Source organism: Endozoicomonas sp. G2_2 (assembly GCF_017744135.1).
Taxonomy (GTDB): domain Bacteria; phylum Pseudomonadota; class Gammaproteobacteria; order Nevskiales; family Salinisphaeraceae; genus Salinisphaera.
In genome coordinates this window covers 1-25358 of record NZ_JAGHQU010000020.1, presented here as the reverse complement: position 1 = coordinate 25358, position 25358 = coordinate 1, and the positions used below count along the sequence as shown (strand labels likewise).

Genomic DNA, 25358 nt, shown 5'->3' with positions numbered 1-25358 from the left:
CGACAAGATTTTCGCCACGGTCGACTATCGTCTGGCCGCGGTCTGGGAGATCGGTCTACTCGCGCGCGAGGGGTTCTCCGACCACGACATGGCGTCCATTTCGAATGGCCTGGCATACGTGATTGACCAGATGCCGGATCGGAGCCACGGCCAGATCCTGAGAGTGTCTGGCACGGACAACCGAGACATTCTCGAGGACTACGCATCGAGATGCAGTGACGCGACGTTTGCTCGCGAGATCCAGGACTCGGTCATCGACCTGCAGTCACGCGGCGCCTCGCAAGGGTTTCTGACTACGGTTCCAGAGGACGCCGTAATCGAGCAGATGCGCAACGAATTCGAAGAGCTGAATGCGCAAGGGCTGACTGAAGACGAGCAGATCGACCCGGCTGATCTGGTCAACGATCACAGCATTCGCGGGCGTTCAGGCAAATTTGCCATGCGTCAGCGCTTGTTCCTCGTCTTCATGACGGACCCGCACTTCGGCGAGAAAGGTGTCCTGACCAAGACTGTGGATCGCATTCGGGCGGTTGCGAACTCCGAGAGTTCGGACAACCGTTACCGCCTCCGCTTCAAGCGTCATCGCGATGATTTTCTGGGCCACGTCGATAGCATCGAACGCAGCCTTCAGGCGATGGGTTTCACCCACGAGCGACAGACGGGCCAAGGTCTGATCGATCTCGTGTTCTCGATGCTCAATCCCAATCGGAGTTTCAGCCAGCGCGCGCCCCGCTACTCGGGACGCGCCCCGCTTCGCGAAATCATGAGCACCACCGACCCGGACGCGATCGTTGCCGAGGGTCGGCTGTCGTCGAGGATGATCATGTCGTCGGTTGAGGCCAACGACGACGGCTGGAAGATCGATGGTCACTACTACCGCGTGACTTCGGTCAAGCACATGGCCGAGCGCCCGAGTCCTCACCTGATCCAGAACGCCCTGTCCGAAACCGAGGGTTCCGGCTGGTGTTGTTTCAATTTCATGGTTCGTGACCAGCGCAAGGTCAGGATGGCTATCCGGCTGCGTAAGGGCCGACAGTCAAGCAGTGAAGATCATGCCGGCGTGAACCGCGGCTTCTTCGCCGGTGACGCGATCAAGCGGGAGAAGAATGCTGCAGACATCGCTTATCTGGACAACGTCACCAATCCAGAAGAACACACTCGGACGAAGGTCGTCGACTGTGCCATTCATATGTGCTGCCGCGACTCGTCCGAGGAAAAAGCGCGCCGCCGCGCGCGTGCGCTTGAGTCACTGCTATGGGAAAGCGGTTACCGCGAGGATCTGCGTGCTGACGCGATCCTGCACCAGACATTGCCACTGAATTTTCGCGTTCGGGCCATGCAGATGCTGCGGCGCTCCCACGGGATGTTGTCGTCGAACATGACCGATCTAGTCCCGCTCTATGGTGGGTTCCCGGGCATGAAGGACGGCCGACTGCTGATGAACAACAGCGACGGCACGCCGATCATGATGGATCCGTTCACCAACATGACGCCGGCGCCGCACCAACTGGTCGTCGGCGGTACCGGCTCGGGCAAGTCGTTCCTCGTCAACGCGCTCACCATGCAGATGCGCAGCCAGTACGCCCCGAAGACGATCATCATCGATAAGGGCCGTTCTTTCGAGGATCTGTGCGAATCGACGGATGGGCAATACGTCTATCTCGTTGCCCAAGAACAGCCGGACGGCCGCAAGCCGATCTGTTTGAACCCTCTGCACATCAACGACGTCGAGGGCAGCACCGAAGCGCGCCAGGCGACAAGTGAAGAAATCGAAACGATGCAGGACAGCATCGTGGCGATGTGTAAGTCCGGCACGGCCGATGAGGGGGGCAAGACCGAATCGGTTCCCAAGGCATCGGTGAATCTGATTCAGAGCGTGCTGATCGAGATCTTCGCCACGCGTCAGCTCGGGCAGGAATTGATGCTCAGCGACTTTGCCGAAGCGCTAAGTCAACGTGGCGAGGAAGGCACTCAGCTTGTTCGACGTATGACCGAGTTCCTCAAAACGGGGATCTACGGCGAGATGTTCGACGGACCTCTCGACGTTGATTGGGACAACCCCATGATCGTGATCGAAACCGAACGGTTTGCCGACCGTCAGGCGATGGACGTGGTGATGCTTTCGATCCTCGCCCAGATCGACCAGTACATGAAGTTCCGCCTGCCCAGCGAAATGCGCAAGATGCTCATCATCGACGAGGCATGGCGTGTGCTGGCGCAACACGCCCGCGCGGTCGGCCAGGTCTATCGCGAAGCGCGTAAGTACAACTGCAGTATCACGCTCATCAGTCAGAAGCTCTCTGACTTCGCCAAGATCGTGGCGAGCGAAGGCGAGGCCGATGACGGCATCAGCGCGAACACCTCGCACTACTACTTTCTTGGCTCGAATCCCGCTGACCGTCGCGGCGCGCGTGATCTGCTCGAGCTGGAAGACGAGGCCGAGCGCCTGTGGCGAAACAACCTGAGCGTGCCGCCCTTCTACACCGAGTTTCTATACGTCGCTCGCACGACAGCATCGAAGAACTACTTCGGCGCGGTGCGGCTTTACTCCAATCCCGTGACGCTCTGGCTGTCATCGACTCACCCGCTCGACCGCAAGGCACGGCAGGAACGAATCGATAAAAAAGTCGCGGAGAACATCCCCCCGAAGGAGGCCCGCCGGCGGGCCATTCTGGAACTGGCACAGGAATTTCCCTATGGCTCGCGTTATGACTATCAACTGGCCGGCTAAGGCCACGGCGCTAATCGGCGCGGTCGTTGCCTTGACTGCATGCGTCTCCGACCCCGGCCTTCGATACGCCGAGCAACGGGATGCCGCGATCGAGAAGGCGCGGGCTGAAAAGCATCAAGGTCTCCCCTATTCCACTGAGCACGACAGCATCCAGCGCGTGCTGCGAGCGGACACGAAAGCCCGTGAGGGTTACAGGATGCTCTCAAGCCAGCAGGCCCGGGCCGCATACCGCGAGGGCGTCAACGACACCATGGCTGAGTTCCGCGGGCGCATGAACGCCACGCGGACATACGTGTGGCAGAAACCTATCGTCGATACCGTCCACATGCCCTCGCGTGTGGTCAACGGCGCGCTGGTCCCGGCCCACATGGAACCCGTACTGATCGCCCCAGGTGAATGGCAGGAACGCAACGGCGTTGCCCTGCCGAACTCGCCCTACGGTCACGAGTAGCCGGAGAAGACGATGAGCGACGATATCGATAACAACGGCGTCGAATCCCGGGCGCATAACAACCCCGCGGTTGAGCGCTTCAAAAAAGGTAGAGGGGCAAAAGCGACTCCCCAGGAAGAGCGAGAGCAAGCTCAGGCTGACAATACCAGCGATGCCCACCGCGGCCCTTCATCGCCTCTTGTCGACGATGCCGATTCCACCCATTCCGCTGACGCGGCGCACGGCGACGAGTATGACGCACCGGCACCGGCTGATCGCGACGCAGCATCGCGAAGCGGTACCGGTCGGCCGGTCTTTTACGACAACCCTCTCGAGGCTGAGAACTCGGTGAGAGCGGGGTCTGCTGCCTCTCTCGTTGGTCGTGTGAAGAAGGCTTTCCAGCCCAATCAAGGCGAGGGCGAAAGCAATGTCTTTCAGCGGCTCGCGGCCCATGGCAAGGCGATGGCCGCTGGCAAGAACACCAGTCGGCAGGCGCCATCGCTTGAGCGCGATGAACACGATTCGTCATCCGAACAAGAGACACCCATTGAGGCCCAGTCGGATCGCGAAGCTCGCAAGCAACGCAAGGCTCGGCTAAAGGCGAACAAGGCTCGTCAGAAGAACCAGGAGTCGAGCGTGACCGACGAACAAAACCGTCCCCAAAGTGGCAAAGGGAAGGCGCCCAGGGCACTGGCTGCTGTATTGATCGTCGGGGTTGTCGGCACGGTCGCCTACAAGGCCGGATATGAGCCGCCGTTCCTGAACTCACTGCTCGGCAGCCCCTCACAGCCAAGCCTCGCCGGCACCACCAATGCCGACGAGTCGACCAACGAGTCCGGCCTTTCAATAGAAGATGAGGGCTCTGCGAATGGTTTGCCGCAGCTGGCGGAGAACTCGTCCTCCGAGCAGGACGGTTTCAGCGATGACGCGAGCTTTGGTAGCGACGGATTGCCGGAACTCGATGACCGCTCTTTCTCTAGCACCCCAGATGGCGTGCAAGAAGAAGTCGCGATGGTCATGGACGAGCCCCTGGCTGACAAAGAACCGACATTCGAGGATATGTCGACATACACCGCTATCGACTCGACTCCGTTTTATAGCAGTGCGGCAGCCGAGAATGCGCCGGCCAAGGATGACACCCAGGACGTCGCGTCTACCGATTCGAAGACAACTTCGACCGAGACCGCTGTCGCGGACGCCGATATTGCCGATGCGCCGAGCGGAATTGAGGATGCCGAGGCCGTGATGCCGGAGGCGGTCTCGCCAAGCTCGCCAGATACGCTCGCGAGTGCCGACGACGGCGCCGCCGATGCCGACACAGTCGAAGATGAATCAGGCCCGGCGTTAGCTGCCGCGGAGGACGACACGACTGAGACGGCCACGTCGGACGAGGCCAGCCTCGTGTCGCGCCTTCAGGCAGTCGAGAATGAGCTGCACAAGAGCCAGCAGAAGATCGCTCGGCTCGAGCGGTCTAACCGACCACGCAGCACGTCGGCACGGGCAACGAGAACGAAGCCGGACATCAAGCTCTTGGGCATTAGCGTCGCGCGCTACTGCGCCAGCTGTGTGCCGCTGGTCACCGTTCTACAAGACGGGAAAACCATGCACCTGTCTAAGGGCGACTCGTTTGAGGGTTACACCGTGGACATCCAGGGCGACCGTCTGCTGCTGGTACGCGGCTCTGTTCAACACTCCTACTACCCCGGCTCATGATCGAACTAGCAAGCAACCCGAGTGAAGCTACGCGCGAGCGTTTGGCTGGTGCCGTGAGTTGGGCACGTCGGCTGTACGGCACCAAGGCTAACCGTGAAATCGAGGTCGTTGTCGAGCTACCGGAACCCGTGCCGTATTCGTCTCCGAATATCGTCGGCCGAGGGACCACGCCGATAACACTGAGCTATACGCCGGCACTCCAACGGGTGGGGAGCAAACTTCGCGTCCATCCCGCGCTGTGCAAGGACACTGTTCCACGCTACGTCATCCGTTATGTCGTCGTGATGGGGCTTACCCGATGCACGACACCTTCGTCACGGCTGTATGAGGTCAAAAAAGGCTTGGCGCCCTATCGCAAGACCGCGCCGGAATGGCTATCTCGCAAAGGCTACGGTGAAGACGAATGGGACATCTGATGCGCCGCACGATCATGGCTGGCCTCGTGCTCGTTGCCAGCATCAGTGCCGCGAATGCGGAAAGCGTATTCGAGTCAGCTGGTGAGCTTTACGGCGTCGATCCCACCCTCCTGCGCAGCATCTCCATGACGGAGTCGAGCGTCTACCCATGGACCCTCAACTTCGGCGGCAACGCGTTCTACCTGCCCGATCGCGAGGCCATGGTTCGAACATTCAAGGCTTCACGATCGCGTCCTTGGCTCGTGACTGTCGTCTACCGAGACAAACGCCCTTCGCGGCGAATTTTCTTCAAGCATGGGGATGACGCGAGCGCCTTCGGCCTTCGCAAGCGCGCAGACCGTGCCGTCCGTTCCGCCAAGGTGGTTCACATCGACATCGACAACGTCGATATCGGGCTCATGCAGGTCAACTGGCGATGGCATGGCAAAGAGTTCTCGTCGATCGACCAGATGAGCCAAACCCACGCGAACGTCATGTATGCGGCCCAGATGCTTCGCTCGCAGATCAAGCAATACGGTCTCTTTCGCGGTGTGGGCTACTACCACAGCCGCTCGAGCCCACGTTGGCGCCACTACTACCGGAAGGTGAGACGCTCATACGCGAGCCTGACCAACGGATCCTAGATTCAACTCTGATTGCCCCGCTCTTGCGGGGCTTTTTTGTTGTTTCCGTCAGATCGCTACACACCCGAGCGCTTTGAGGGAGTAGGACTTACTCATCATCCGGGCTCATGCGTTCACCGATCTACCTCTTGCTGTGTGCCGCTCTCATGATCGGACCGCCCGCAATGGCACAAAACAGTGCCTCCGCTGCAGCAGCAAACCAGGCCGCGGCCGACGCGCCGCGCTACGACGAGCTTCCCGATGTGCTCGATTGCAAACAGTTCGACTGGATGAAGAACTGCTCAGCGCTCAACCGGCAAGCGAAGCGTCATCCCGAGGCGCCTATCCGCGCCAAGGCGCCTGATGGCACCGAGTACACCTTCGCACCTCAGACGCCTACGACCGTTATCGCTCACATGCTCGATCCGAGTATCGAGACGGCGCGCGCTATGGTCCTGCGCGAGCGGCGTATGGCCGAACGAGACAAGAACGCAGCTCAGTACGCGCGCCAGGCAATCAAGGAACTTGATGGTGGGTTCGGCTTCAGCGAGTTCGAAGGCGGACTCGAGAGCATCGAAGGGATACGTGACAAAAACGCGCGCGAGCAGGTTTCGGTGCTCGGTTCCACGGTCAAGAAATACGACATAGCGTCGGACAAAGTCCGGGTTTATGTCTTCTATGACTCGAACTGTGGCTATTGCCGCAAGAGCCTGCCGGAGTGGAAACGTCTGACCGATGCGCACCCCGATCTAGATATGCGCTTGCTGCAGCTTAACGACGACACGCCGTTCCTGTCCCGCGTGCGTTCTGTTTTTGGTCTGGACGCAGCGACGCTGAGAGGCGCCAAGCGCAAACAGATCATGGACCGCGTAACCATGACGCCGACTGTCTGGATCCAGGACGAACAGTCGAACAAGACCACGGTGCTGCGTGGCTATCAACCGATGCGCGACCTCGAGAAGGCCATTGCCCGTGTTTCCCAGGAGAGCTGATATGCGTCGATTCAAATCTACTGGCGCTGTCGCCCTCATTGCCCTGTGCGGCCTTTCGCCGGCGATCGCTCAGGTCTCGGACATGAACGAGGACATCCCCTTCCAGGGGGCCCTTGAGGGCTTTGGTGAGCAATACAGCACGTACATACCGAAGCTCGGTGATCGCGAGTTCGACATGGCGCGCGTCGGCGCCGAGAGCAACTTCAAACTCGGTTGCTCTGGCATTCCTCAGTACGGTGCTGTGGCGAATGTCGGTGCAGAAGTCGAACGCGTTTTCGACTACCTGCAACAGAACGCGCTCGGACTTGCCGTCAACTATCTGGTCTACCGGAATCCGACGCTCTATTCCTTTCTCCAGAACCTGAATCAGAAGCACTCCTTCCTGACGCAGCAGATGATGGCCAGCTGCTCGTCCGTGCGAGAGAACGCAACTGATCAGCGTGAAGGCGCCCAACAGGCCCAGTACGAGACCCAAGCAATGGATACCTGTCTGGCGAGTGGTAAAACCGCCGAATTCTGCTCATTGGGTTCGAATATCGAGAGTGATGCACGTCAGGCCCAACAGCTGCGTCAGCAAAAGCGCGATCAGCAGGCTGGTATGAGCGGAGCAACACCTACCGATCTTGTTCTCGAGCGCATGGGTACGCGGTCGCGGCAGGCGAAGGTCGTCACAGGTGAATCGTTTGAAAAGGTGATCCGTGACGTTACAGGCGACGAGCTGCTGGGCTCCGGCGCGGGCGGCGGCTCCGGCGGCGGTAGTGGCTCCGGCGGCGCGGATAACAGCGCCGGCGACAGTTCGGGCGGATCCGGCACCAGCGAACTCGGCACCTCGATCGACCCGCCAGAAGCACAGGTCGAAGAAAAGATCATCGAGATGACACAGGAGTTCGCGACGGATTATCAATCGATCGTGGCCAGCGCCCGCGATCAGTCGCTGCTACAGAACGAGGCCTATCGCAAACTCAGCCAGCTGCCTGCAATACCGACCTTGTCTGGCAAGGCCGTTATGGATCTCTACGAAGCCAGCCAAGAGACGCCGCTGCAATATGCCCAGGTAATCGGCGCGATGGCACGTGAGTCGGCCATCGTTTCCATGCGGCATGTGCTCGACAAGTACGAGATCGCCTTGCTGGACGCACGCACAACCACAACCGGTGCTCTCAACGATGCTGAGTGGGACCGCCGAATGAACGAACTCAAGCTACTTCGCGCCCAGGTAGACATGGTCGACAACAAGGCCCGATACCAAGAGCACGTCCTCCAGATCGTTGAAGACGCACGTCGAAGCTTCTAAGCAGCAGGCTTATCCATGGCGATTACCGACACTTTCGATGGCGCCGCTTCAATGCTTACGCATGGCGGCGCAGCACAGGATTTCTTGATCCAGATCGCATTGCCATACGCGAGCGCGTACTACAGCGCAGCCCTGAAAGTGCTCGAACCGGTCGCCTATCTTGGCCTCATCGCATGCTTCATCATGTGGTTTGTATTCCAGAACGGGCAAATAAAGAGCTTCTTCGTAAGCCTTTGTCTAGCGGTGATACTCCTCTTGCCGGGGAACTACCAAACCGGTGATTCAGCGCTCTGGTTTAGCAGCGCAGTACCATCAAACCCCGCTGATGTAACCGGAAACTCAAACATCGATATTGAGTACCCGCGATCTATAGTCGTATTTTTTAACGTGGTCGGAGTCCTCGAGCGAGGGCTATACAGCGCGGTTAACACCGCAATGGCAGAGTTCGACGGTTCACTTTCTGAGGGTGTACTGCCCAGCAGGATTCTCTCTATCGCAAATGACTCGATGACGTTGGCGACCGCGTCGCCCGAATTGGTGTCGCTGCATAGGCTTTACCGCTCCTCTTGCCAAACACCTGCCTCCAAGCTCGGCTTATCAACGACTGCAATGCAGGCGCTTGGATTCCACAACAGCATCATGATCGGCATCGACGACGGTGATGTCATACAAGACCCTGAGCATCAGGTGTCGTTCTGGCGAAGCCTCTGGCCCATGAGTTCTCGAATCCATGAAGTCAGTGGTGACAGCCTCTCAAACACTGAGCTCTCCAAGATAAAAGCCTCAGCATCCGAAAGCGGCGTGTTCCTAGCATCAGGTTCGCTTATACCAAGCAGCCGCTACTTTTCCGCTCGCGAGCAAGGCGCGAGTCCAGACTCAAACAGCTTCCTGACCCGCGCCGAGGTATCCGGAACACAGTTCGAACACCCGAACCCGAGTGCAGCAAGCGCCGATCAGGCGCGCTTCTATGCAAGCGACTGCGACGAGCTTCATGACATGGTTCAGCTTGGTAACCGTCAATACTATGCATTCATCAAAGGTATCGAAACGGATCGAGGTGACCTCGTAAGTGACTCATCAGCTTTTAGCTGGCTGAGGGACGTACTCTTCGATCAACCGCAGCAAATCGCCTCACTGGAGGTCGAGAAGCTTGCTGAAGCGTCCTACATGAATGGCATGGTCCCACTGAACCGCGCGGTCTCTGAAGCTAATGGTTATCAGAGCCTGGGCGGCAACAACCGCGGGGATACCAGTAACGGCTTTCTCGATGCTGGGGTCAAGTCTCTAGGGCTTGGCCTCAGCGCCCTATGGAAGGAGTGGCGTCTGGATCTGGCCCCGGCCGCTGTAAACAGCGTCGTGGCAATGGGCATGGCGCTCCTTTTCATCATGCTCCCTCTCGTCATCGTATTCTCAGTCTTGCCGGGCCGCATCTCGACTCTCGGAACGATTATCAAGGTCATATTGTTCGGGAAGCTCACGCTGCTGCTGATGTATATCACCTGCAAACTGAGCCTGATTGCGTCGTCTGCTTCCATGTTCTCGGTTCAAACGATGAGCTATATGCCGACGAGCCTTTACGCCGCCCAGGTGTCCTTGGCGGTCGCCTCGCAACTAATCGCGCTTATTGTCTTGCTCACGGCCGCACCGATGCTCGCTTACTTCATCGTGTTCAGTGAAACAAAGGGCCTAAGCAGCCTGAAGCCGGATTCTATTGGTAGCGACGCGGCACGAAACGCCATGATTGCTGCAGGTGCGGCTACCCAGGTCGCGACACGTGTCGGCGGTAAGGCAGTGGGCTACGCCGTGAATAACTCTAGAAATCTCGGCCAAATTGAGGACGATAAAAATCGCCAAAGTAGTCCGGGCAGAGGTGTTCCAGCGAAATAGATATGCTCTGAGTCGAGCACGCGATGATTTCGAGTGATCAGGTGAGGGAAGTCCGGAGTTCTACTCCGGACATCAATCTGCCCTTGATTCGATATCGAAACGGCCACCCTTTGCCATGCTTTGTGACATCACGCGACGGGATGCTGATCGTGTGCCCTGCGGGCTTTTGCCATGAACACGGCTTTCGTGACGCCGACTTCCCAATATTTGTACCAGGCGGCAGCACCGCCCATCGATGGGAACTCACGCCAGAACGGCTCGCTATTCGCATTCGACGTTGCATTGATCTCTCACGCTCTCGGACACGGACAGTGCTGCAACAGATCTACCCGTACCAGCGCGCCCCCATCGCGAAATTCGACTATCCGGATCGGATAAATCGGGTAGTCAAGATCGCCCAATAGTGTCTCTTTAGAATTCATTGCGGCTGCGATCGCCCCAGAGTACCCAGCAAGAGGCACTGGACACTTTGGGCGATTGCCATGACGGCACGATTCAAAACCTACCGAGATCACACCCGCGCCGCGCTAGTTGTGTGCGGTCTTTTTGTGACTGCTCCCGCGGCCATTGCCGGTGCCCCGACTTATGGGACAGAGCATGTCCGTCTGCCCGCCACGTTGCACCACGCGCTTGAACAGAACGGCTGGCGCGTCATCAGTCAATGGCCCGGCCTCAAGCCGATCAACAGCGATGCTTTCGAAAGCCGCGTTGAACCGTGGACAGATCCCACCAATTCGGGGGTGCCTCAAGGCCTGAGTTCCCAATATCGCCGGTGGGTGGCCACTGGCGACGCGCGCGATACGAACGGGGCACACAATGACTGATCTCAATCAAAACATCGCATCTGGTCCTCACGAGGACACCACTGCCCGTGACTCGCGTTCAGTCCTGTTCTTCTGTGCAGGCATCGGGCTCGTGGTTGCGAAGCTGCTCTATATCGCTGTCGAGCTGTACTACAACAACACGCTTCAGATCTTCGGCAGCACGCCGGGGATCGACGCAGACGATATCGAGCGATTTCACCTGTTCGGCCGGCAGGTAGCCGCGGTTGGCGCGACCCTCCTGATTGGCGGTCTATACCTGCGTTGGAACGCCAAGCGCGTGCATCGTGGGCTGGGTCGGCCTCGCTGGCTCGTTCTGGGCGGAGTGGCCGTTGGCGTCTATCTCTCTGCCCTCGCGCTGCAATCGTTCGCGATCAATCTGATGATCGATCTATCGAGCGATCGGACGGCCTACCGCGCCTATGCCGGCGGGATCGCTCAGACACTGGTTCTGTCCGGCGTAGGCGAGGCATTTGGCCTGGATGCCTCGATCGATCGATACGACATGATGGTTGATGATAGCGAGACCATGCTGTCACTTCTGCCTGTGGCCTCGATCGGCACAGACAGCTTCGCGCGCCGGTTGGCCGGAAACCGTGAGGCGATCTCGGCGGCAATGCGTGCCCAGGCCTTTCACACCCGTTTTCGTGTTGACCTCGGTCGATTCGTCGCTGCGCAGCGCGAGCTGGTCGCTCTTTGGAGCACGATGAATGACGTCAGCGTCGCAGTCGACGACAAAGTCTGGAAGGCGCGCAAGGCCATTCTCGAGCCGCGACTGGAGAGTTTTCGCTTGCTCGTTTCTAAGTACCAGGACTATCGCAAGGCACAGAAATACTACGAGCGTGCGCTGCCTCGCCTTTCTGCGTCGAACCGCAAGCGCGCCTACCGCACGTTCGTTGAACGTGTCGATCTGCCGCCAAACCTGACCGCGCGCGAGTTCTTCAACCGCCCGGAGGTCCGTGTCCAGTCAGGCCTGTACTCAGATGGTAACGCGCCTGCAGCGATGAGCATCGTTGCGGACGGCAATCGTCTGGCATCAGAGCGTGATCGCATGCTCGAGACTGCCACTGCAGAACTGGCTGACCGGCTTCCGCCTTCCCTGGTGCCCTACATCGCTTTCGACCGGCGTTTTAAGTCGTTCCTGACGTTGCCGCCGATTCGTGATCGCGTTCAAGCTATGGACGCCGGCGGCCAAGGCCATGACCTCGGGATGAGCGGCACTTCGTTCTTCCAGAATGTCTGGGCGCCGCGCGTGAGCCGCGAAGTCGAGAAGACAGTCGATCAGTACGTGCTCGCCAACCCGGCTGCGATCGCCACGGCCGAGATGAAGGAGCTTCGTATAAATGCCCTCAAGGCCGCCTATGTGATGCCGTTGGCGCTATGCCTGTCGACCATGTTCCTGCTGCTGAACCTATTAACGCTTGTGCGCTGGAGAAAGATGAGCATCCGCGGCCGCGTCGTAGTTGCCGGATTCGTTGGCGCGATCCTGATGATGACCGCGCTGAATCCGCTCGATGGCAATGGCACATTGGATTCCGACTTCGATCTACCAGTCGGCGTCGAGCAGATTGCTCGAACCAGTCGACTGATCAACGGATTCGGAACGATGTTGACGCAGCTCGTGCCCCCAACCTGGTTCGGCTTAGTACCCGAGTCTGTTTGTAACCAACGCCGGTCCATCTACCAATCCAGCGACGGCACCCTCTTTAACTGTTTCCAGCCCTGATACCCCAAACTCACCGATATACGACCCAACGAAGGCACGACCCATGACCAATTCCGATACCAAAGTAGTCAGTCTCGCTGCGTACCGCTGTGCTGGTTCGACAGTGGCCGTCCCGGACGGCGTGGTGCGCTACGGCACGCCGACCGACCCCGATGTAATTGAGGTCGAGGACATGCCTTTCTCGGACCTCGCGAAATGGATCGTCGAACAGACGCGCGTGCGCGAGACGATGATGGTTCAGGCGCGAATCCGATTCTCGGGTGAGGGTAAAGGCCGCGTTGAGATGGTCACTCTACGCACGAAGCCGGATCCGGATCTCTACGAGGCCATGCCGTTCGAAGTGAGCTCGTCGAAAGACTGCGCTGCGATGCTGAATGCCTACGACTACATGGTCTCGCAGAAACGCTATCCCGCGGAGACAATCATCGCCGGCTTCGCGGACGAATGGATTGCACTCGAATCGCCTGCTGAATCGCACGGCTGCGTCCCGAAGGACGCATACGAAGCGTCAGCAGCCTGGCCAGTTTGACGCATTAACCGAAAGAACCGAGCAGTCGATTCATGTCGAACTCGGGCTGACCGCTCGACGATTCACTCTCGTGGTCGTCGAGCGCGTCCATTTCCTCGAACTCTCCCTGCCGATCACTCGTCTGATGGCGGGGAGGTGATGCCGAATCGTCGTTTCGTTCCGCTATCTGGTCACCTGACGGGGTATCAGACTTGCGCCCATCGCTTTGCAGGTCAGGCTGATCGATTTGTTCGGCAACGTGCTGCTCGCCGGGCTGCTCCACAATCTCGACTGCCTGATGCTCAAGAGCGTTGAACATTGTCGATATCTTCGGGCCCCTGTTCTCGCTGATTAGCTTGAATCCATATCGGATCAGAGCGCGCAATGTCACTGTCCGAAGATTCCGGCTGGTCTGCTTATGAAGCTCGCGGATCCGCGGGGGTGACGTCGGCGGGATCATCAGTTCGATCTTGTAGAGATTTTCCGGAGTCTCTGTCAGAGCCTGAAGATCAAGCCGGACTGGCTCATCGTCATCCAAAGCAGCAAGGATGAAGACGTGCAGTTGCGCTCGCCGGTACTGAGACGAGCGACAGGACTCAAGGTGCTCAATCAGAGCCTTATCCTTCGTCTCATCCAGCTGGATGGTAGAGCGCAGAGTCTTTGCTGCCATATCAGCTCGTCTTTAAGGTTGCCGCCAAGAAACCGCGGGCGTTGCTGAATTCGGGATCCGTGGGGATCATAAGCTGTTCACTGGGAATATACTGCTCCAGCTCTTCACGCAGGAACTGAGCACCGCCACCTGTCACGACCACGTATCGGAATGTATTGAGGCTACCCCACAGTCTCTGAGCCACCGCGAGCGTGTTGATCACGACATGGCGCTTCGCTTCAGAGACGATCCGAGCCACCGATAGCGGCTTGCCTTTGGACATGAACTCGCCGTCGGCCGCGATCTTGGGTATCGCCGTGATGTCGAACTCGGCGTTGTGCTTCACCTGAATCTGGTTCCGGATCAGCTTCATCGCAATCGAAACAGCGAACGGATCGGTCGTATATGAGGCCGGGTTGAACTGGTTTTCGTTGACTTCAATGAGGTCGGTGGTACCCGATCCGATATCGATAATGGCCACCTTGCCGTGTTCGAACTGCTTGGTTTCCACTGGGTCCAGGTTCAGCCCGATATCCCAGAAAGTGCCGAACGGCTGCGGGACCACCTTGTGCAGGGCAACCTTGCAATAGACGCCATTCCAAGAGCGAACAATCTCGGCGAGCGCTTCCCTATGGCGCGTGTAGTCGCGTACAGGAAGGCCAGCGGTCAGGTTGACCCTTTCAGCGTCCAGCATCCGCAGGGCGTGCAAGCCCAGCAGCCGGTATTCATTCTGATGAATCCGATCGCTATCCACATAGGTCTCGGTTACGCGTCTGACCTTACGAGCATCATCCCCGACCAGGTAGTTGATGCCGTCAAGCGTGATCACCCTTCGTTTCATATCGGGTGGCAACATCTGGACATCTTCAATCCTGGCCGTATATGCAGGGAAAGAGAAAGGCGCGCGTTCACTGGCGACCACCTTTACTGCCCCGTACCCGATGTCGATGCCGGCATTTACCGTCTGTGTCATTTCAATTCCCGTTGCATTGTTCGAATGTGACGGTAGAGGCTTTCAGCGGCGGCCTGGCACTCAGCTCGCTTGTTTCGAAGCTGTTCAATTCGGCGCGCTTTCAGAAGCAGCGGCCTGGCGTAACGCCGGAGATGCCGTGATCTGAGCACATCGCGATTGACGCGATTTGGAAACCGTTTGCTGCCTGACTTGAGCCTGTGCGCGTAGCGCCTCCCGTTCTTGAAGGACACAGTGGAGAAGAATGGGCCATTCGGTCCCAGGCGTTGCTCCATCTGTGTCCCTCGTATAGTGAAAGCGATGCTTAGCGAACCATTCCGGCGTTTAGGCTCGACGGTGTTGAACTCGTACATCACTTTCGTCAGCTCGCGATCGATCGATTCCATCTGCTCGAGCAGGGCCTTGATAACGCGAATGACGTGGGCGGATATTGCCGCCCGATAGTGACAGGCGGCATCAAAGGTAAGGTCGTTCCGAGTTGGCGCGATCGGTAAGACCTCAAGGCTATTGTCCGAGGCGATTTTTCTCACGGCATTACCGAGTTGATAGAGCCATGACCGATCTCGGATGAAGGTTCGGTTGAGAACCTTGATCTCCTTGATGACGTCCCGCCTGTAGGCTCGATCCGCGGGATGTGTCGTACGGTCGAGCTCGATGGACCGTGGCCAGGCTTTCAACCTTCGCGTCTGACGCGGCGCAGATTGATCACTGACTAAGACCTCGAGCCCTACCCCGTGATGGATCAGACCGGCGCTTGAACGCCGGCTCGGATGCCATCGCAGATGGAATCGAACCCGGCCGCCAGGGCGGACACCATTGAAGCGGGATCGCAGCGCGTGCAGTTTCGTCTCGAGCGCATCCAAGTCCCAGTCGACAGCAGACACCGTTTCGATCAGTTCTGCGAAGTGCGACCGCCTCGACTGGCGTAGCGCTGCCAGCCGAGTGACATAGCTGTCCACCGCCTCCTGTGTCTCATCAGGCGTGCTCACAGCGCCCAAAATCCCGATTCCGCGTTATTCGGAAATACTCGGAAAAAACCTGCGTAAACCGGAATTAGTCTGCAACAACCTGCGGCAATCCGGCTCCAACCAGTGCCTGGGCGATGGGCCGCGTCTGTCAGCGCCAGCCTTTTCGGAAAAAACCTGCAAAACTCGGAATTACTCTGCATTATTAGGAAAATTCCTGCTGTTTCGTAGAGGCTGTCGATACCAACGCATCGGCCCGTCGTAAGTTGTTGTTTTATGGCTCCCGTCAACGCCGGCGATCTAAGCCCCGTTGTCAGCGATTTGGGCTCAACTCGCCGTCAAATATATTACATACAGAATTCTGTTATTTTTGTGCGCATGCTGGATTCCGCAGCGCCGCTGTCGTTACATCCCCTGCGGGACTAGGGGACGTTAAAGAAAAACTGAGGGAGGGGGGATGTCGCTAGAGGCTTTGGATGGAATGACCGCCGACGAGGTTCGCGCGGTCGATTTACGGGTACTGCTATACGAGGAGCGTGAGTGGCTAGCGCGTTGCGCTGTGGCCACGCTGGGTAATTCGGCCTATGCCGCGACCGTCCAGGCGGAAGACGTCGCTACCGAGATCATTCTGTGTATCGCTCAGCCACAGGTGATTATGGATCGCCAGGCTGATATGGCTCCGGATTCACGTGCCCGCTCTCTGCGCGCGTACTGCATGCAGATCATCCGCACCCAGTGGCGTCGGAAATTTCATTCTCAGTACGCATCGGTTGGGAACGCCGATATCGATGAGGTCGAAAGTGTCATCACGCACGACGCGCCTGAGCGTCTGCGGACCTGCGGCATATCTATCGAACAAGAGGCGTTGCTGCAGTGGGAAGAGCACGAGCATGATCGGCGTTCGACCATGCAGCTCGAAACGCTTCGTGATGCATTCCCAGCTCAGCAGTTCAAGGTTCTCGAGCTGAGCATCGTTGGCGGTCTCGGTCCTGCCGATTCAGCACGCATGCTCAACTGCTCAACAAACAACGTCCACGGCCTGTTGCGTAAGGCGCGACGTCGCCTCCAGGAAATCTACGAGTCTCAGGGTGGCACCCTACCCGACAGCCCACTCGCATAACGCATCGAGTAGCTGCGATGCCGATCACTGCCCAGCACATGCGCGAGGCAATCTACCCGCGGGTAGACGCCTCGGAACTCATGGGTGCTCTCAATCCGATCAAGGCCGGTTCGGCCTATAAACTCGACTGCCCCGAGTGCAAGGGTAGTCGGCGCGCTTTTTACTACCCCGGTGGATCTCACGTCGTATGCAACCGCCGCGATAACTGCGGCGCTACTCCATCGGTCTGGGATGTGCTCGAGTCGCTGGGCATGACCTCAGCGGAAATCGCTCAAGACCTGCATGCGATGGCAGGTATCGATCTGCCTGACGATGAGGACGACCGCCCGAGCCGCACCACACGATCAACGGCTGCAATCGTCCAAGATGTGTTGGGCGCATTCCTGAAGTGCGACACCGCTGCCTGGCGCTACCTGACACACACACGTCGTTATGACGACGCTGAGATCGATACCACTGTTCTTGGGTTCTACCCCTCGGCTCAGGTTGTTGGGGCCAAGCTCAAGGAAGCTGGCGCCGATCTCGCCCTCTGTCGCGAATGGGACGTACTGCCTAAACGTGGCAGTGAGTCGCGTTTCGATAATCGCGTTGTGGGCTATTGGCAGCAGCCGGACGGTACGATTCGTCTCTGGGGTCGTAGCATTGACGGTGCCGACCCAAAATACACATTCGCAGTTGGCACATCCAAAGCACGCCCCTATGGCTGGGCGCGCGCTATAGGGCCATCTGTGTGTGTCGAAGGCCACCTCGATCAATACGCCCTGCGCACCATGGGCATTCCCGCGGCAGCGACGGGTCAGAACCAGGTTACCGCTGACCAAGCGGCTACCCTGGCGTCCAACGGAGTGCGTGAGCTGATTTTCCTGGCGGATGCGGGCGAGGCCGGCTACGAGGGTATTCTCCGCACGATCGCGTGTTGCGAACCTCTAGGAATCGTCACGTCTTTCAGCGTCACTCGCGAGGGCGAGGACGACGTCGACGCTCTGCGCGCTGGGGGCCGTGTCGAGACCGTTCACGACATGACGCACGACGCGATCAATGGTGGCGTGTTCATTGCCCAGCAGATCATTCGCCTCACCGACGAGTTCTCAGCCGCGCACACGGACCGTATCGCCCGGCTATACCGGCTACGGCTGAATCTCACTGATGTATCCCGAATGCTCCACGACCGCCTGCTTTCTAGTTGTGGAGTCGAACCTGTCGCTGACGAGGAATCCATGATGCGAGTTGCATCAGCGATGAGCCGCAGCGGCATGTCCCTCGACGCGATCAGACACCAACTGAGAGTGAGGTACGGGATGACCATCAGATTTACGGCGCACGATGGCTGATAACGCCAGCGGCGCAGGCCCTTTCGCAAAAACGCTACGACTCATCGCCGTCATCGGGATCATCCTGATGTGCGTCCAGGTCGCATTGAACCCCGCAGCAGCCCGGCCACAAGTCGCGTGCTACCCGATCTACCTCGCGTACAACACCGTGACTGTGGATCTGCCGCAGTTGGTGATCCCGAAGGCGCATGATTTCCATCTGATGATGATCGAGCATTCGATGAATGTTCACGATCGCTGCGTCTCAATCGCGAGCGCAATTCCGGGATTCGGTCAAGAATAGACTCGAATGCTGTTGTGCCGACCCCTTTTATGGGGCAGGTACATCAGCGAGAAGAACTATGGCCGAAGCCAACATCCCCCAGCAGATCTCCAACAAGCCGTCCGAGAAGGTAATCATCTCGTCGCCCTACACCGCGCGCCTGGTCGAACAGGCAAAGCGACTCGATCGAATCGTGCGTCGTGCCGACGAACGGTATGGCCGAGGTCAGATGAGCGAATCGCGCTATGAAGAGATTCGCAGCAAATGTCGCGCGATGCTTGGGCATCTGGAAAGTGGCATCTCCGAAATCGACGACGGCGGCCGCAACCGCAGTCGAGCCCAGCGCAGCAATGGCCGTGCGAATCCCACCCAAGGGAAAGGGACGAACAAGAAGGCCACGACCTCGAACGGGCAGAGCGCAACCAACGCAAACCCGAAGGCCTCGAAGCCGAAGAAGGACACATCTTCGGCCACGGAAAAGAATGCGGCAGCAGCCGAGACCTCGACCGCAAAGAAGGACGAGGCCACGACTTCGACCAGCGCCACGGGTGCGGGCAAAGCTACGGACGCTACGGGCGCCGCAGCAGCGGCGCCCTCCGCTGCCACCAGGAGCAACGGTGCTGTCGAGGGTTCCGCTAATGGATCGGCCAGTCCGGGCTTCTGAGAGGCGCGGCGGCGCCAGGGTCGCCGCCGCGCAGTCGTCGCTGACTATCGCGCCGATCGATCGTCTGACGACATAGCGGATCCGTTCCAGCGCCCCGGCCGGAGAACCGGCCGGCACGCCTCCACCGAGTTGACCACACCCACCCTGGGTGCCCCGCCTACCCCTCGGTAGCCATCTCCAACCGGGTCAGGGCGCCTGACGTGCGCCCTGCCCTTTGCGTGTGGTTCCTCCCCTGTGCTCTCTCCAACCGAGTGTCACCTCCCCCCGGTGTGACGACAGCGAACGACTCTGTCGGTCTCCCCCGAAGCGGGGCGAGGCGCCAGGGCTCACCTGTGTGTGGCTCCCCCTGTCTGAGCGCTATCGCCCCGGTGGCCCACTCCCCCGGACAGACATGAGACAGGCAGGCGTGGCGCCCTAGTGTCTGCGCCCTCTATAGGCTCGCGACGGTGGGTGCGGGGGTGAGGGCTGGCCTTGAGGCGAGATCACAGCACGAGGCGTGCGTTGCTCAAGGCAGGTTTGGCAGGGCGCGCAAAGGGCTGACCGGGTGCGGGCAGACATTGACGCCGCGCGGGTCGGTGATGACGTGCGGGCGGGCATTGGCCCGTTGGTTCGCGTGGGGTGCGCGATCGTGGGGACGGGGGCCAAACATGGACTGTCGGGGCTGCGGCCCGGTTCGGCGTGAGGCTGACATCGGGGGCGCTGTTGTAGGGCCAGGGTCACGTCGTACGCCGCGTTGTAACGAACTCGGCCCGCTCTTCAGGTTTTGTCGAAAAGTCGCGATATAGGGGTTGCGGCGCGCTTCAGGCGGGTCAATCTGTACCCATCAGAGCAAAGGGAGCACGCCCCGAGTGATTCGCCCGATGGCCAAGGGTAAAGCGTGCTGGCTGGGTCGTTTACAACCCCTCTCCCCCGCGACGGACCCGCGGAATGTGAACTTCGGTCAAGTGCAGTGGGTGCTGCGCGATCTATTTAAGCCGTCGGGTTCTTGAGTGCCCGGCGGCTTTTTTTTTGCCTTGCGGCGCTCGCCGCGCGGGCCAGCCTGTAGATCTCACCTCCAGCGAGACCATCATGCAGCTGTCACCCGATCCGATCATCACCCGCCCCTGTCTGTTCCGCCTGAATGACGAGCCCGAAATCGTGATCCAGTGCGTCAACGCACAAGGCGCGCTGTGCTGGCACTGGCTGCGTCCGAACAGCATCAGCACCAAGATGACCCTGCAAGACTTCACCCGGCATCGTCAGATGGCCGCACAGGACGGCATGCCGCATTTCGAGATCAAACGAGACCTGGCGCCCCTGCCCCGGCCGCGTTGCATCAACGTGGGCATCTATCGCATCGACAGCGATCGCTTTCGCGTGGAAACCGATGTGCTCACGCTCGCACTGGGTAGCGAACCCGGCACGCTCGAACTGGGCACCGAGCGCCAGTATTACGACCACGACACCCTCAGCGTCGAAGCGAGCGAGTCGTTCGGCCTCATCCAAGCCGACGACGAAGGCCGCCAGATCGTGCAGGCGCATGCCCAAGACCTGATACACAGCGGCCAGCCGCACCAGATGAAAAGCCCCCTGCACCTGCTGGGCAGCTCGGCGATGTGGCTGGATGCCTGTCTGGCTCGAATGACCGCGACCCCCACGAGAAAGTCGCCTGTGCTCAACGCTGCCGATGGCCTGCTGGCCTTCTGAGCGACCCGGCCCGACTGATCCAAGCATCCGATACGAGCATCCCATGACCGCAATGACTCACATGCCCGCCTTCTCCCGCCCGTGCCTCATGCGCGCCCACGATAAGCCCGAAATCGTGATCGAAGTCATGAGCGCCGCCGGCAAGTCGCACTTCCAGTCCCTGAGCCCGGACAGCATCGGCCCGGCGATGGACATGACCGACCTCAACGAGCGGTACCTGTCAGGCAAGGGCAATCAGAACCCGTACTGGTCCGTGCATCAACAGCCGATGATCAGCACGCCGCGATCCGTGCATTTCGGCGTCTACCGGCTGGGGGATGATGATATGCGCGTTGAGAGCGATAACATCACCCTGCGTCTGGGTCAGCACGGCCAGACCATCGAGCTGCTGACCCAACGGCGGGTTCACAGTCTCGCTGACACGCACTACAAACCGATGCGCACGCATGGCGACATCCGCGCCGAACGGGACGGCCGCAATACGTTGATCGAGCTGGTGGACACGCTCTTGCAGCCGGACAACCCCCGGGAGATGGCCAGCCCCCTTCAGGTCTTGCAGAGCAGCGTGACGACGCTATGGCTCCAACACTGCCTCGAGCGCCTCAAGCGCCGGGGCCAGCCGCCCCACCTGTTCAGCGACAAGACCGTAGGGACGCTGGCCTTCTGAGTCGCTCGGGGTCGCGGTGTCGAATAGAGCCTGACGGCGCGCGTCGGGGCCAGTGCGCAAGCACGCAAACACACCGAGGCACAATGTCCCCCACGGGCATCGGATGCAGCCCCAGCGCGATGCACACCATGCGCTATTTTCCAGCGGCTTGCGGCGACGCCGGCACGGCCTAACCTGTAGGCATGAACAACCACCCACGACAGTACCGCTATGACCCGTTATCAGCAGCTTGATTTCTATCAACGCTCACTGAATATTCTTCTGACGGTTTTCAGTGTCGGCCTGCTTTCCTGCGTCGGACGCGGCGGCATCGCGTTCTATAAGGGCGAGACAGGCATGATCTGGCTCTGCCTGGGGGGTACGCTGGCCTGCGCCGTGATTCTGGCCTGCGTGTGTATTATGCTTATACGAAATGCTCGCGCAGTAAGAGAGGTCGAACGGTCATGATGGACTACATCGCTTTCGGTGCGACTGTCGTTATCGGCATGGGAACCATGCTTGCCGTCGTCTACTGCCTCGGGCACGCCGGCGACGAAGACTGAGCGTCGCACCAAACTACCGAAAGGCCCGCGTTCCGATGACGCGGGCTTTTTTTTGGGAGTTATATACTTTACAAACCCAGATGATCGGGAGATAATAGACGCATAAGGAGAGAAGACCATGTGCGATCTAACCAAGCCCGAGTTTCAGGACTCCGACAAGGCCCGCGAGTATTTGGAAGCTCTGCGGTGGCCGAATGGTCCGGTCTGCCCGCACTGTGGCGTAGAAGGCAATGCCTACAAGCTGGAAGGCAAAAGCACGCGCCCCGGCCTGTACAAGTGCGCTGACTGCCGTAAGCAGTTCACGGTAACGGTCGGCACCGTCTTCGAGCGCAGCCGCGTACCGCTGAACAAGTGGCTTATGGCTGTTCACCTAATGTGCGCCAGCAAGAAAGGCATCAGCAGCCATCAGGTTCACCGCATGATTGGCGTCACGTATAAAACCGCGTGGTTCATGACCCACCGCATTCGTGAGGCCATGAGCGAAGGCGGTAGCCCGCTCGGCGGCGGTGGCGGCACGGTCGAAGTAGACGAAACCTTCTGGGGCGGCAAGAGCAAGAAGCAGCGCACCCAGGGCAAGAAGGGTCGCGGCTACGCGCACAAGATGAAGGTCTTTACCTTGTTGGAGCGCGACGGCAAGGCGCGCAGCTTCACGGTGCCTGCGGTCAATTCAAAGACGCTCGCGCCGATAATGGAAGAACAGATCGCCGCAGATGCGAACCTAATGACCGATGAGGCGTCTCAGTACACGAAGATCGGCCGCAAGTTCGCGAGTCACGGCGTTGTTAGCCACGGTATCGGCGAGTACGTGCGCGGCCCGATTCACACGAACACGATTGAAGGTTTCTTTAGCCTGCTCAAGCGTGGTCTGATCGGCACGTTCCATCATGTGGGCGAACAGCATCTAAAGCGATACGCGGGTGAATTCGATTTTCGTTACAATTACCGGGCGCGCAATGGCTACAACGACAATCAGCGCGCCGCAGTTCTGTTGAAGCAAATTGGCGGTAAACGTCTTTTGTACGGAAGCTGAAACAAATGCGAGCCTGAACAGGGGCATCAAAAAATGAATTACTCTGAAGATAAATTCAAATCGCTTATCCATTACGTATGCGCAAGCTGCGAGGACGTTTCTCAGCTTGGCGCGACTAAGCTGAACAAAATACTTTGGTATTCGGACGTCATCTCGTACTTGAAACATGGCAGCCCAATAACCGGGGAAACCTACCTCAAAAGACAATTTGGCCCCGTCCCATCTCGTGTAATGAGTGCGTTAAATTCTCTGTCGGACGACAAGCTAATTACCGTCCGGCGTGCTGAGCATTTTGGGTATCCCAAAAAAGAATTTATTTCTCTCAAAACGCCGGATGTATCAGAGGTATTTAGCAGCGATGAAATCGAACTGATCGATGAGGTCGTGCATAAGATCTGTAACAACTACACCGCGACTTCTATAAGCGATAAGACTCACGACGAGATTTGGGAAATGGCCAAGATTGGCGAATCAATTCCTTACGAAGCGGTCTTAGTCAGCCAGTTGGGTGAAGTCGATGAACATGATATGAGCTGGGCTGAAGATGAGGCCAAGGATATTGCCGCGTAATGGTAGGCAAAGGCTTTTTCCATGCTAGAACTGTCGCAGAAGATGAGGCAGCTAGCGATATAATTGATAGTGCTTCCCGCTGTTGGCCTCGTGTAGATGACGTATTCTCAGGTCTTAAATGGAGGTTAGCCAGGAGACCTGAGGACGGCGTAAAGCTCCCGCACGCGAGGGGCAATGTTTACACAGCGAAAACACCCAACTGGGTGATGAGCGATGTGCCGGTTGTACAAGTCGTTTATTCGTTTGATAACGATGAAGTCGTTATACATTCGGCTCGTGTCTTTAAACCTGAGGATGACGAGTGATGACCGACTATAAGAACGTTGAGCATAAGGAGCGAGCGGTCTTATTGCGCATGCTCAACACGCCACCGCCCCCCAAGCGGCAACCTAAAGACAAGAAAAAGCCCGCCAAGTGAGCGGGCTTTTTTTGTGGAGGCTAAATATGGTCAAGCTAAACTTGTCATTCGATGACGAAGCGAAAGAGTGCGTAGCGGCACTACTAAAGGAGTCGCAGAGCGAGCGCCTATCGCTTGCCGAGATTTGCCATCGTTTTTTTCAACTGCTTGATAGTATCCAATCCGTCCCCCTCAAGTTGAACGGTCGTGTCGCAATGAGGGCAGACGAAAGATTCGTTCTTCTCAAGATCGACGATTCTGTGCGGGCTCTTCCTCTCGCAACTAGGACACGGTAGGTCAAGCTTCGCGTTCTTATTCTCTTTGTAGTCAAACATGGTGGCTCTCGTTTTTGACGAGCCTCAACCATACCGAAATACTCTGGGTTCGTTAAGTATATAACACCCTTTTTTTTGCCTGCACAAGCGCCTCGTCATGACCTCGCGACGGACTGACTCAGGCGCCCGGCGACCCATTGACGCTTGATCTGGCCCCTGCGACTGGGTGGCAGGCTCTCGGGCCGCATGACCCGCCACCTGATCTGGCAAGGCAATACACCTGACACGATCGACCGGATCTGTCGTCGTTCCATCGAGCCGCTGGTCGCAGCCACGCGGGACATATCGGCTTGCGCGCTGCACGTGTCGAACTATCGCGTGGATGATGGGGCACTCGTGATCGTCAAACAGATTCGCGCAGGCTTGCGGCGCGCGTGGGCCGGGGCAGTCTGGAGGCACTCAAGCACACCACGAGCACCACCATGAGCAAGGGATTTCTTCAGGGACTGTTCAAACAGCGCAACGAAGCGCCGCGCGATCGCGACACCCCCGCTGACTATGCCTGCCCGGACTGCGGTTCCCAGGACGACCTGAGCGTGATGTTCATCGTCAAGGCGCGTCTGCGCCGCGTGGACGGCGTGGATCGCCCGGACGCGCCGGACATGACCCGCTGGACGGACGGCAACGGCATGTGCTGCGGCGACTGCGGCTGGAAAGGCGCCGCCAGCAGTGCGCGCGTGGATCGTCTGATCGACGCCGCCTGATCCCATCACGCAACGAAAGGCGATACGCCATGCCCGCACAATCCACCCTCGACCGGGCTTTCGCCAGCTCGGCTTATCCCGTGGCCTTCGTCTCACAGGGCAACGGCGGCTTCCAGCTGGTGCTGGCGGGCCTGACCGGTACCGGACGCCCCGTGCTGAGCCTGTACGACCACACATCGAACGGTTCGGGTCTCGAACTGGTACTCAGAAGCGATGCGAGAGCTACGCTCATTTCTGGTGTATGAGCGATTGAAGGAGGCGGCACCCACCTGCTGAAATTAGTAAGACCAATCACTGATTTCAGACGACAGAAGAGGTGCCACCACCATGCGAGACGATACGACGA

Annotated in this window: 25 protein-coding genes; 22 read left to right on the top strand and 3 right to left on the bottom strand. The window is 58.7% G+C overall.

The features are described 5' to 3' along the window. Nucleotides 1-88: 88 nt before the first annotated feature. The 11 genes from J7355_RS16740 to J7355_RS16690 all read left to right on the top strand — a co-directional run bounded on the left by J7355_RS16740 (nt 89) and on the right by J7355_RS16690 (nt 13141). Nucleotides 89-2731, top strand: a complete 2643-nt coding sequence (locus J7355_RS16740; RefSeq protein ID WP_209064745.1) for a TraC family protein — start codon at nt 89-91, stop codon at nt 2729-2731. Next, nucleotides 2709-3182, top strand: coding sequence for a hypothetical protein (locus J7355_RS16735; RefSeq protein WP_209064743.1), 474 nt, complete (start codon nt 2709-2711; stop codon nt 3180-3182). Before J7355_RS16740 ends, J7355_RS16735 begins: the two co-directional genes overlap by 23 nt. Nucleotides 3183-3194: 12 nt before the next feature. Continuing rightward, on the top strand, nt 3195-4874 hold the full coding sequence (locus tag J7355_RS16730; RefSeq protein ID WP_209064741.1) for a hypothetical protein: 1680 nt from the start codon (nt 3195-3197) through the stop codon (nt 4872-4874). After that, complete coding sequence (locus tag J7355_RS16725) at nt 4871-5290, top strand: hypothetical protein (protein ID WP_209064739.1); 420 nt, start codon at nt 4871-4873, stop codon at nt 5288-5290. The genes J7355_RS16730 and J7355_RS16725 overlap by 4 nt, the downstream gene beginning before the upstream one ends. Continuing rightward, nucleotides 5290-5913, top strand: coding sequence for a transglycosylase SLT domain-containing protein (locus tag J7355_RS16720; RefSeq protein WP_209064737.1), 624 nt, complete (start codon nt 5290-5292; stop codon nt 5911-5913). Before J7355_RS16725 ends, J7355_RS16720 begins: the two co-directional genes overlap by 1 nt. 164 nt (nt 5914-6077) lie before the next feature. Then, nucleotides 6078-6884, top strand: a complete 807-nt coding sequence (locus J7355_RS16715; RefSeq protein ID WP_209064736.1) for a thioredoxin family protein — start codon at nt 6078-6080, stop codon at nt 6882-6884. Nucleotide 6885: 1 nt separating this feature from the next. After that, complete coding sequence (locus J7355_RS16710; protein ID WP_209064734.1) at nt 6886-8178, top strand: hypothetical protein; 1293 nt, start codon at nt 6886-6888, stop codon at nt 8176-8178. 15 nt (nt 8179-8193) lie between these two features. After that, on the top strand, nt 8194-10065 hold the full coding sequence (locus tag J7355_RS16705) for a hypothetical protein (RefSeq protein WP_209064732.1): 1872 nt from the start codon (nt 8194-8196) through the stop codon (nt 10063-10065). 482 nt (nt 10066-10547) lie between these two features. After that, nucleotides 10548-10889: a hypothetical protein gene (locus J7355_RS16700; protein ID WP_209064730.1), complete on the top strand. Its 342-nt coding sequence runs from the start codon at nt 10548-10550 to the stop codon at nt 10887-10889. Beyond that, nucleotides 10882-12612, top strand: coding sequence for a hypothetical protein (locus J7355_RS16695; protein ID WP_209064728.1), 1731 nt, complete (start codon nt 10882-10884; stop codon nt 12610-12612). The genes J7355_RS16700 and J7355_RS16695 overlap by 8 nt, the downstream gene beginning before the upstream one ends. Before the next feature lie 43 nt (nt 12613-12655). Then, nucleotides 12656-13141, top strand: coding sequence for a hypothetical protein (locus J7355_RS16690; RefSeq protein WP_209064726.1), 486 nt, complete (start codon nt 12656-12658; stop codon nt 13139-13141). Between the two features lie 4 nt (nt 13142-13145). Here the strand turns inward: J7355_RS16690 and J7355_RS16685 are convergent, their stop codons facing one another. Genes J7355_RS16685 through J7355_RS16675 form a run of 3 tightly spaced genes read right to left on the bottom strand, consistent with a single transcriptional unit; the run spans nt 13146 to nt 15728 of the window. After that, a complete protein-coding gene (locus J7355_RS16685) occupies nt 13146-13790 on the bottom strand; it encodes a hypothetical protein (RefSeq protein WP_209064724.1) in 645 nt (214 codons plus the stop codon). Between the two features lies 1 nt (nt 13791). Continuing rightward, the gene (locus J7355_RS16680; RefSeq protein ID WP_209064723.1) at nt 13792-14742 is read right to left on the bottom strand and encodes a ParM/StbA family protein; all 951 of its coding nucleotides are present in this window, start codon (nt 14740-14742) and stop codon (nt 13792-13794) included. Further along, nucleotides 14739-15728, bottom strand: coding sequence for a hypothetical protein (locus J7355_RS16675; RefSeq protein ID WP_209064721.1), 990 nt, complete (start codon nt 15726-15728; stop codon nt 14739-14741). Before J7355_RS16675 ends, J7355_RS16680 begins: the two co-directional genes overlap by 4 nt. Nucleotides 15729-16161: 433 nt before the next feature. On the opposite strand from J7355_RS16675, the gene J7355_RS16670 reads away from it, so the two are divergent. From J7355_RS16670 to J7355_RS16620, 11 genes are all read left to right on the top strand, one after another. After that, the gene (locus tag J7355_RS16670; RefSeq protein WP_209064719.1) at nt 16162-16824 is read left to right on the top strand and encodes a sigma-70 family RNA polymerase sigma factor; all 663 of its coding nucleotides are present in this window, start codon (nt 16162-16164) and stop codon (nt 16822-16824) included. Nucleotides 16825-16841: 17 nt separating this feature from the next. Next, nucleotides 16842-18155, top strand: coding sequence for a hypothetical protein (locus J7355_RS16665; protein WP_209064717.1), 1314 nt, complete (start codon nt 16842-16844; stop codon nt 18153-18155). After that, on the top strand, nt 18148-18438 hold the full coding sequence (locus J7355_RS16660; RefSeq protein ID WP_209064715.1) for a hypothetical protein: 291 nt from the start codon (nt 18148-18150) through the stop codon (nt 18436-18438). The genes J7355_RS16665 and J7355_RS16660 overlap by 8 nt, the downstream gene beginning before the upstream one ends. 58 nt (nt 18439-18496) lie before the next feature. After that, nucleotides 18497-19081 (top strand): hypothetical protein, encoded by a 585-nt coding sequence (locus J7355_RS16655; protein ID WP_209064713.1) that lies wholly within the window; start codon nt 18497-18499, stop codon nt 19079-19081. A 1068-nt stretch (nt 19082-20149) separates the two neighbouring features. Continuing rightward, the gene (locus J7355_RS16650) at nt 20150-20767 is read left to right on the top strand and encodes a hypothetical protein (RefSeq protein ID WP_209064711.1); all 618 of its coding nucleotides are present in this window, start codon (nt 20150-20152) and stop codon (nt 20765-20767) included. A gap of 43 nt (nt 20768-20810) precedes the next feature. Continuing rightward, the gene (locus tag J7355_RS16645; protein WP_209064709.1) at nt 20811-21434 is read left to right on the top strand and encodes a hypothetical protein; all 624 of its coding nucleotides are present in this window, start codon (nt 20811-20813) and stop codon (nt 21432-21434) included. A 210-nt stretch (nt 21435-21644) separates the two neighbouring features. After that, entirely contained in the window at nt 21645-21881 is a 237-nt protein-coding gene (locus J7355_RS16640) for a hypothetical protein (protein WP_209064708.1), read from the top strand. 213 nt (nt 21882-22094) lie between these two features. Further along, nucleotides 22095-23006, top strand: a complete 912-nt coding sequence (locus tag J7355_RS16635; protein WP_209064706.1) for an IS1595 family transposase — start codon at nt 22095-22097, stop codon at nt 23004-23006. A gap of 33 nt (nt 23007-23039) precedes the next feature. Then, nucleotides 23040-23576 (top strand): Panacea domain-containing protein, encoded by a 537-nt coding sequence (locus tag J7355_RS16630; RefSeq protein ID WP_209064705.1) that lies wholly within the window; start codon nt 23040-23042, stop codon nt 23574-23576. A gap of 1154 nt (nt 23577-24730) precedes the next feature. Continuing rightward, on the top strand, nt 24731-25012 hold the full coding sequence (locus tag J7355_RS16625; protein WP_209064703.1) for a hypothetical protein: 282 nt from the start codon (nt 24731-24733) through the stop codon (nt 25010-25012). A gap of 29 nt (nt 25013-25041) precedes the next feature. Next, nucleotides 25042-25257 carry a hypothetical protein gene (locus J7355_RS16620; protein WP_209064701.1) on the top strand — a complete coding sequence of 72 codons (216 nt, stop codon included), beginning with the start codon at nt 25042-25044 and terminating at the stop codon, nt 25255-25257. The last annotated feature ends 101 nt before the right edge of the window (nt 25258-25358 follow it).

Coding starts and splice junctions, on each gene's coding strand:
- J7355_RS16740 (WP_209064745.1), top strand. CDS start 89: ATGGCGTCCATTTCGAATGGCCTGGCATACGTGATTGACCAGATGCCG.
- J7355_RS16735 (WP_209064743.1), top strand. CDS start 2,709: ATGACTATCAACTGGCCGGCTAAGGCCACGGCGCTAATCGGCGCGGTC.
- J7355_RS16730 (WP_209064741.1), top strand. CDS start 3,195: ATGAGCGACGATATCGATAACAACGGCGTCGAATCCCGGGCGCATAAC.
- J7355_RS16725 (WP_209064739.1), top strand. CDS start 4,871: ATGATCGAACTAGCAAGCAACCCGAGTGAAGCTACGCGCGAGCGTTTG.
- J7355_RS16720 (WP_209064737.1), top strand. CDS start 5,290: ATGCGCCGCACGATCATGGCTGGCCTCGTGCTCGTTGCCAGCATCAGT.
- J7355_RS16715 (WP_209064736.1), top strand. CDS start 6,078: ATGGCACAAAACAGTGCCTCCGCTGCAGCAGCAAACCAGGCCGCGGCC.
- J7355_RS16710 (WP_209064734.1), top strand. CDS start 6,886: ATGCGTCGATTCAAATCTACTGGCGCTGTCGCCCTCATTGCCCTGTGC.
- J7355_RS16705 (WP_209064732.1), top strand. CDS start 8,194: ATGGCGATTACCGACACTTTCGATGGCGCCGCTTCAATGCTTACGCAT.
- J7355_RS16700 (WP_209064730.1), top strand. CDS start 10,548: ATGACGGCACGATTCAAAACCTACCGAGATCACACCCGCGCCGCGCTA.
- J7355_RS16695 (WP_209064728.1), top strand. CDS start 10,882: ATGACTGATCTCAATCAAAACATCGCATCTGGTCCTCACGAGGACACC.
- J7355_RS16690 (WP_209064726.1), top strand. CDS start 12,656: ATGACCAATTCCGATACCAAAGTAGTCAGTCTCGCTGCGTACCGCTGT.
- J7355_RS16685 (WP_209064724.1), bottom strand. CDS start 13,790: ATGGCAGCAAAGACTCTGCGCTCTACCATCCAGCTGGATGAGACGAAG.
- J7355_RS16680 (WP_209064723.1), bottom strand. CDS start 14,742: ATGACACAGACGGTAAATGCCGGCATCGACATCGGGTACGGGGCAGTA.
- J7355_RS16670 (WP_209064719.1), top strand. CDS start 16,162: ATGTCGCTAGAGGCTTTGGATGGAATGACCGCCGACGAGGTTCGCGCG.
- J7355_RS16665 (WP_209064717.1), top strand. CDS start 16,842: ATGCCGATCACTGCCCAGCACATGCGCGAGGCAATCTACCCGCGGGTA.
- J7355_RS16660 (WP_209064715.1), top strand. CDS start 18,148: ATGGCTGATAACGCCAGCGGCGCAGGCCCTTTCGCAAAAACGCTACGA.
- J7355_RS16655 (WP_209064713.1), top strand. CDS start 18,497: ATGGCCGAAGCCAACATCCCCCAGCAGATCTCCAACAAGCCGTCCGAG.
- J7355_RS16650 (WP_209064711.1), top strand. CDS start 20,150: ATGCAGCTGTCACCCGATCCGATCATCACCCGCCCCTGTCTGTTCCGC.
- J7355_RS16645 (WP_209064709.1), top strand. CDS start 20,811: ATGACCGCAATGACTCACATGCCCGCCTTCTCCCGCCCGTGCCTCATG.
- J7355_RS16640 (WP_209064708.1), top strand. CDS start 21,645: ATGACCCGTTATCAGCAGCTTGATTTCTATCAACGCTCACTGAATATT.
- J7355_RS16635 (WP_209064706.1), top strand. CDS start 22,095: ATGTGCGATCTAACCAAGCCCGAGTTTCAGGACTCCGACAAGGCCCGC.
- J7355_RS16630 (WP_209064705.1), top strand. CDS start 23,040: ATGAATTACTCTGAAGATAAATTCAAATCGCTTATCCATTACGTATGC.
- J7355_RS16625 (WP_209064703.1), top strand. CDS start 24,731: ATGAGCAAGGGATTTCTTCAGGGACTGTTCAAACAGCGCAACGAAGCG.
- J7355_RS16620 (WP_209064701.1), top strand. CDS start 25,042: ATGCCCGCACAATCCACCCTCGACCGGGCTTTCGCCAGCTCGGCTTAT.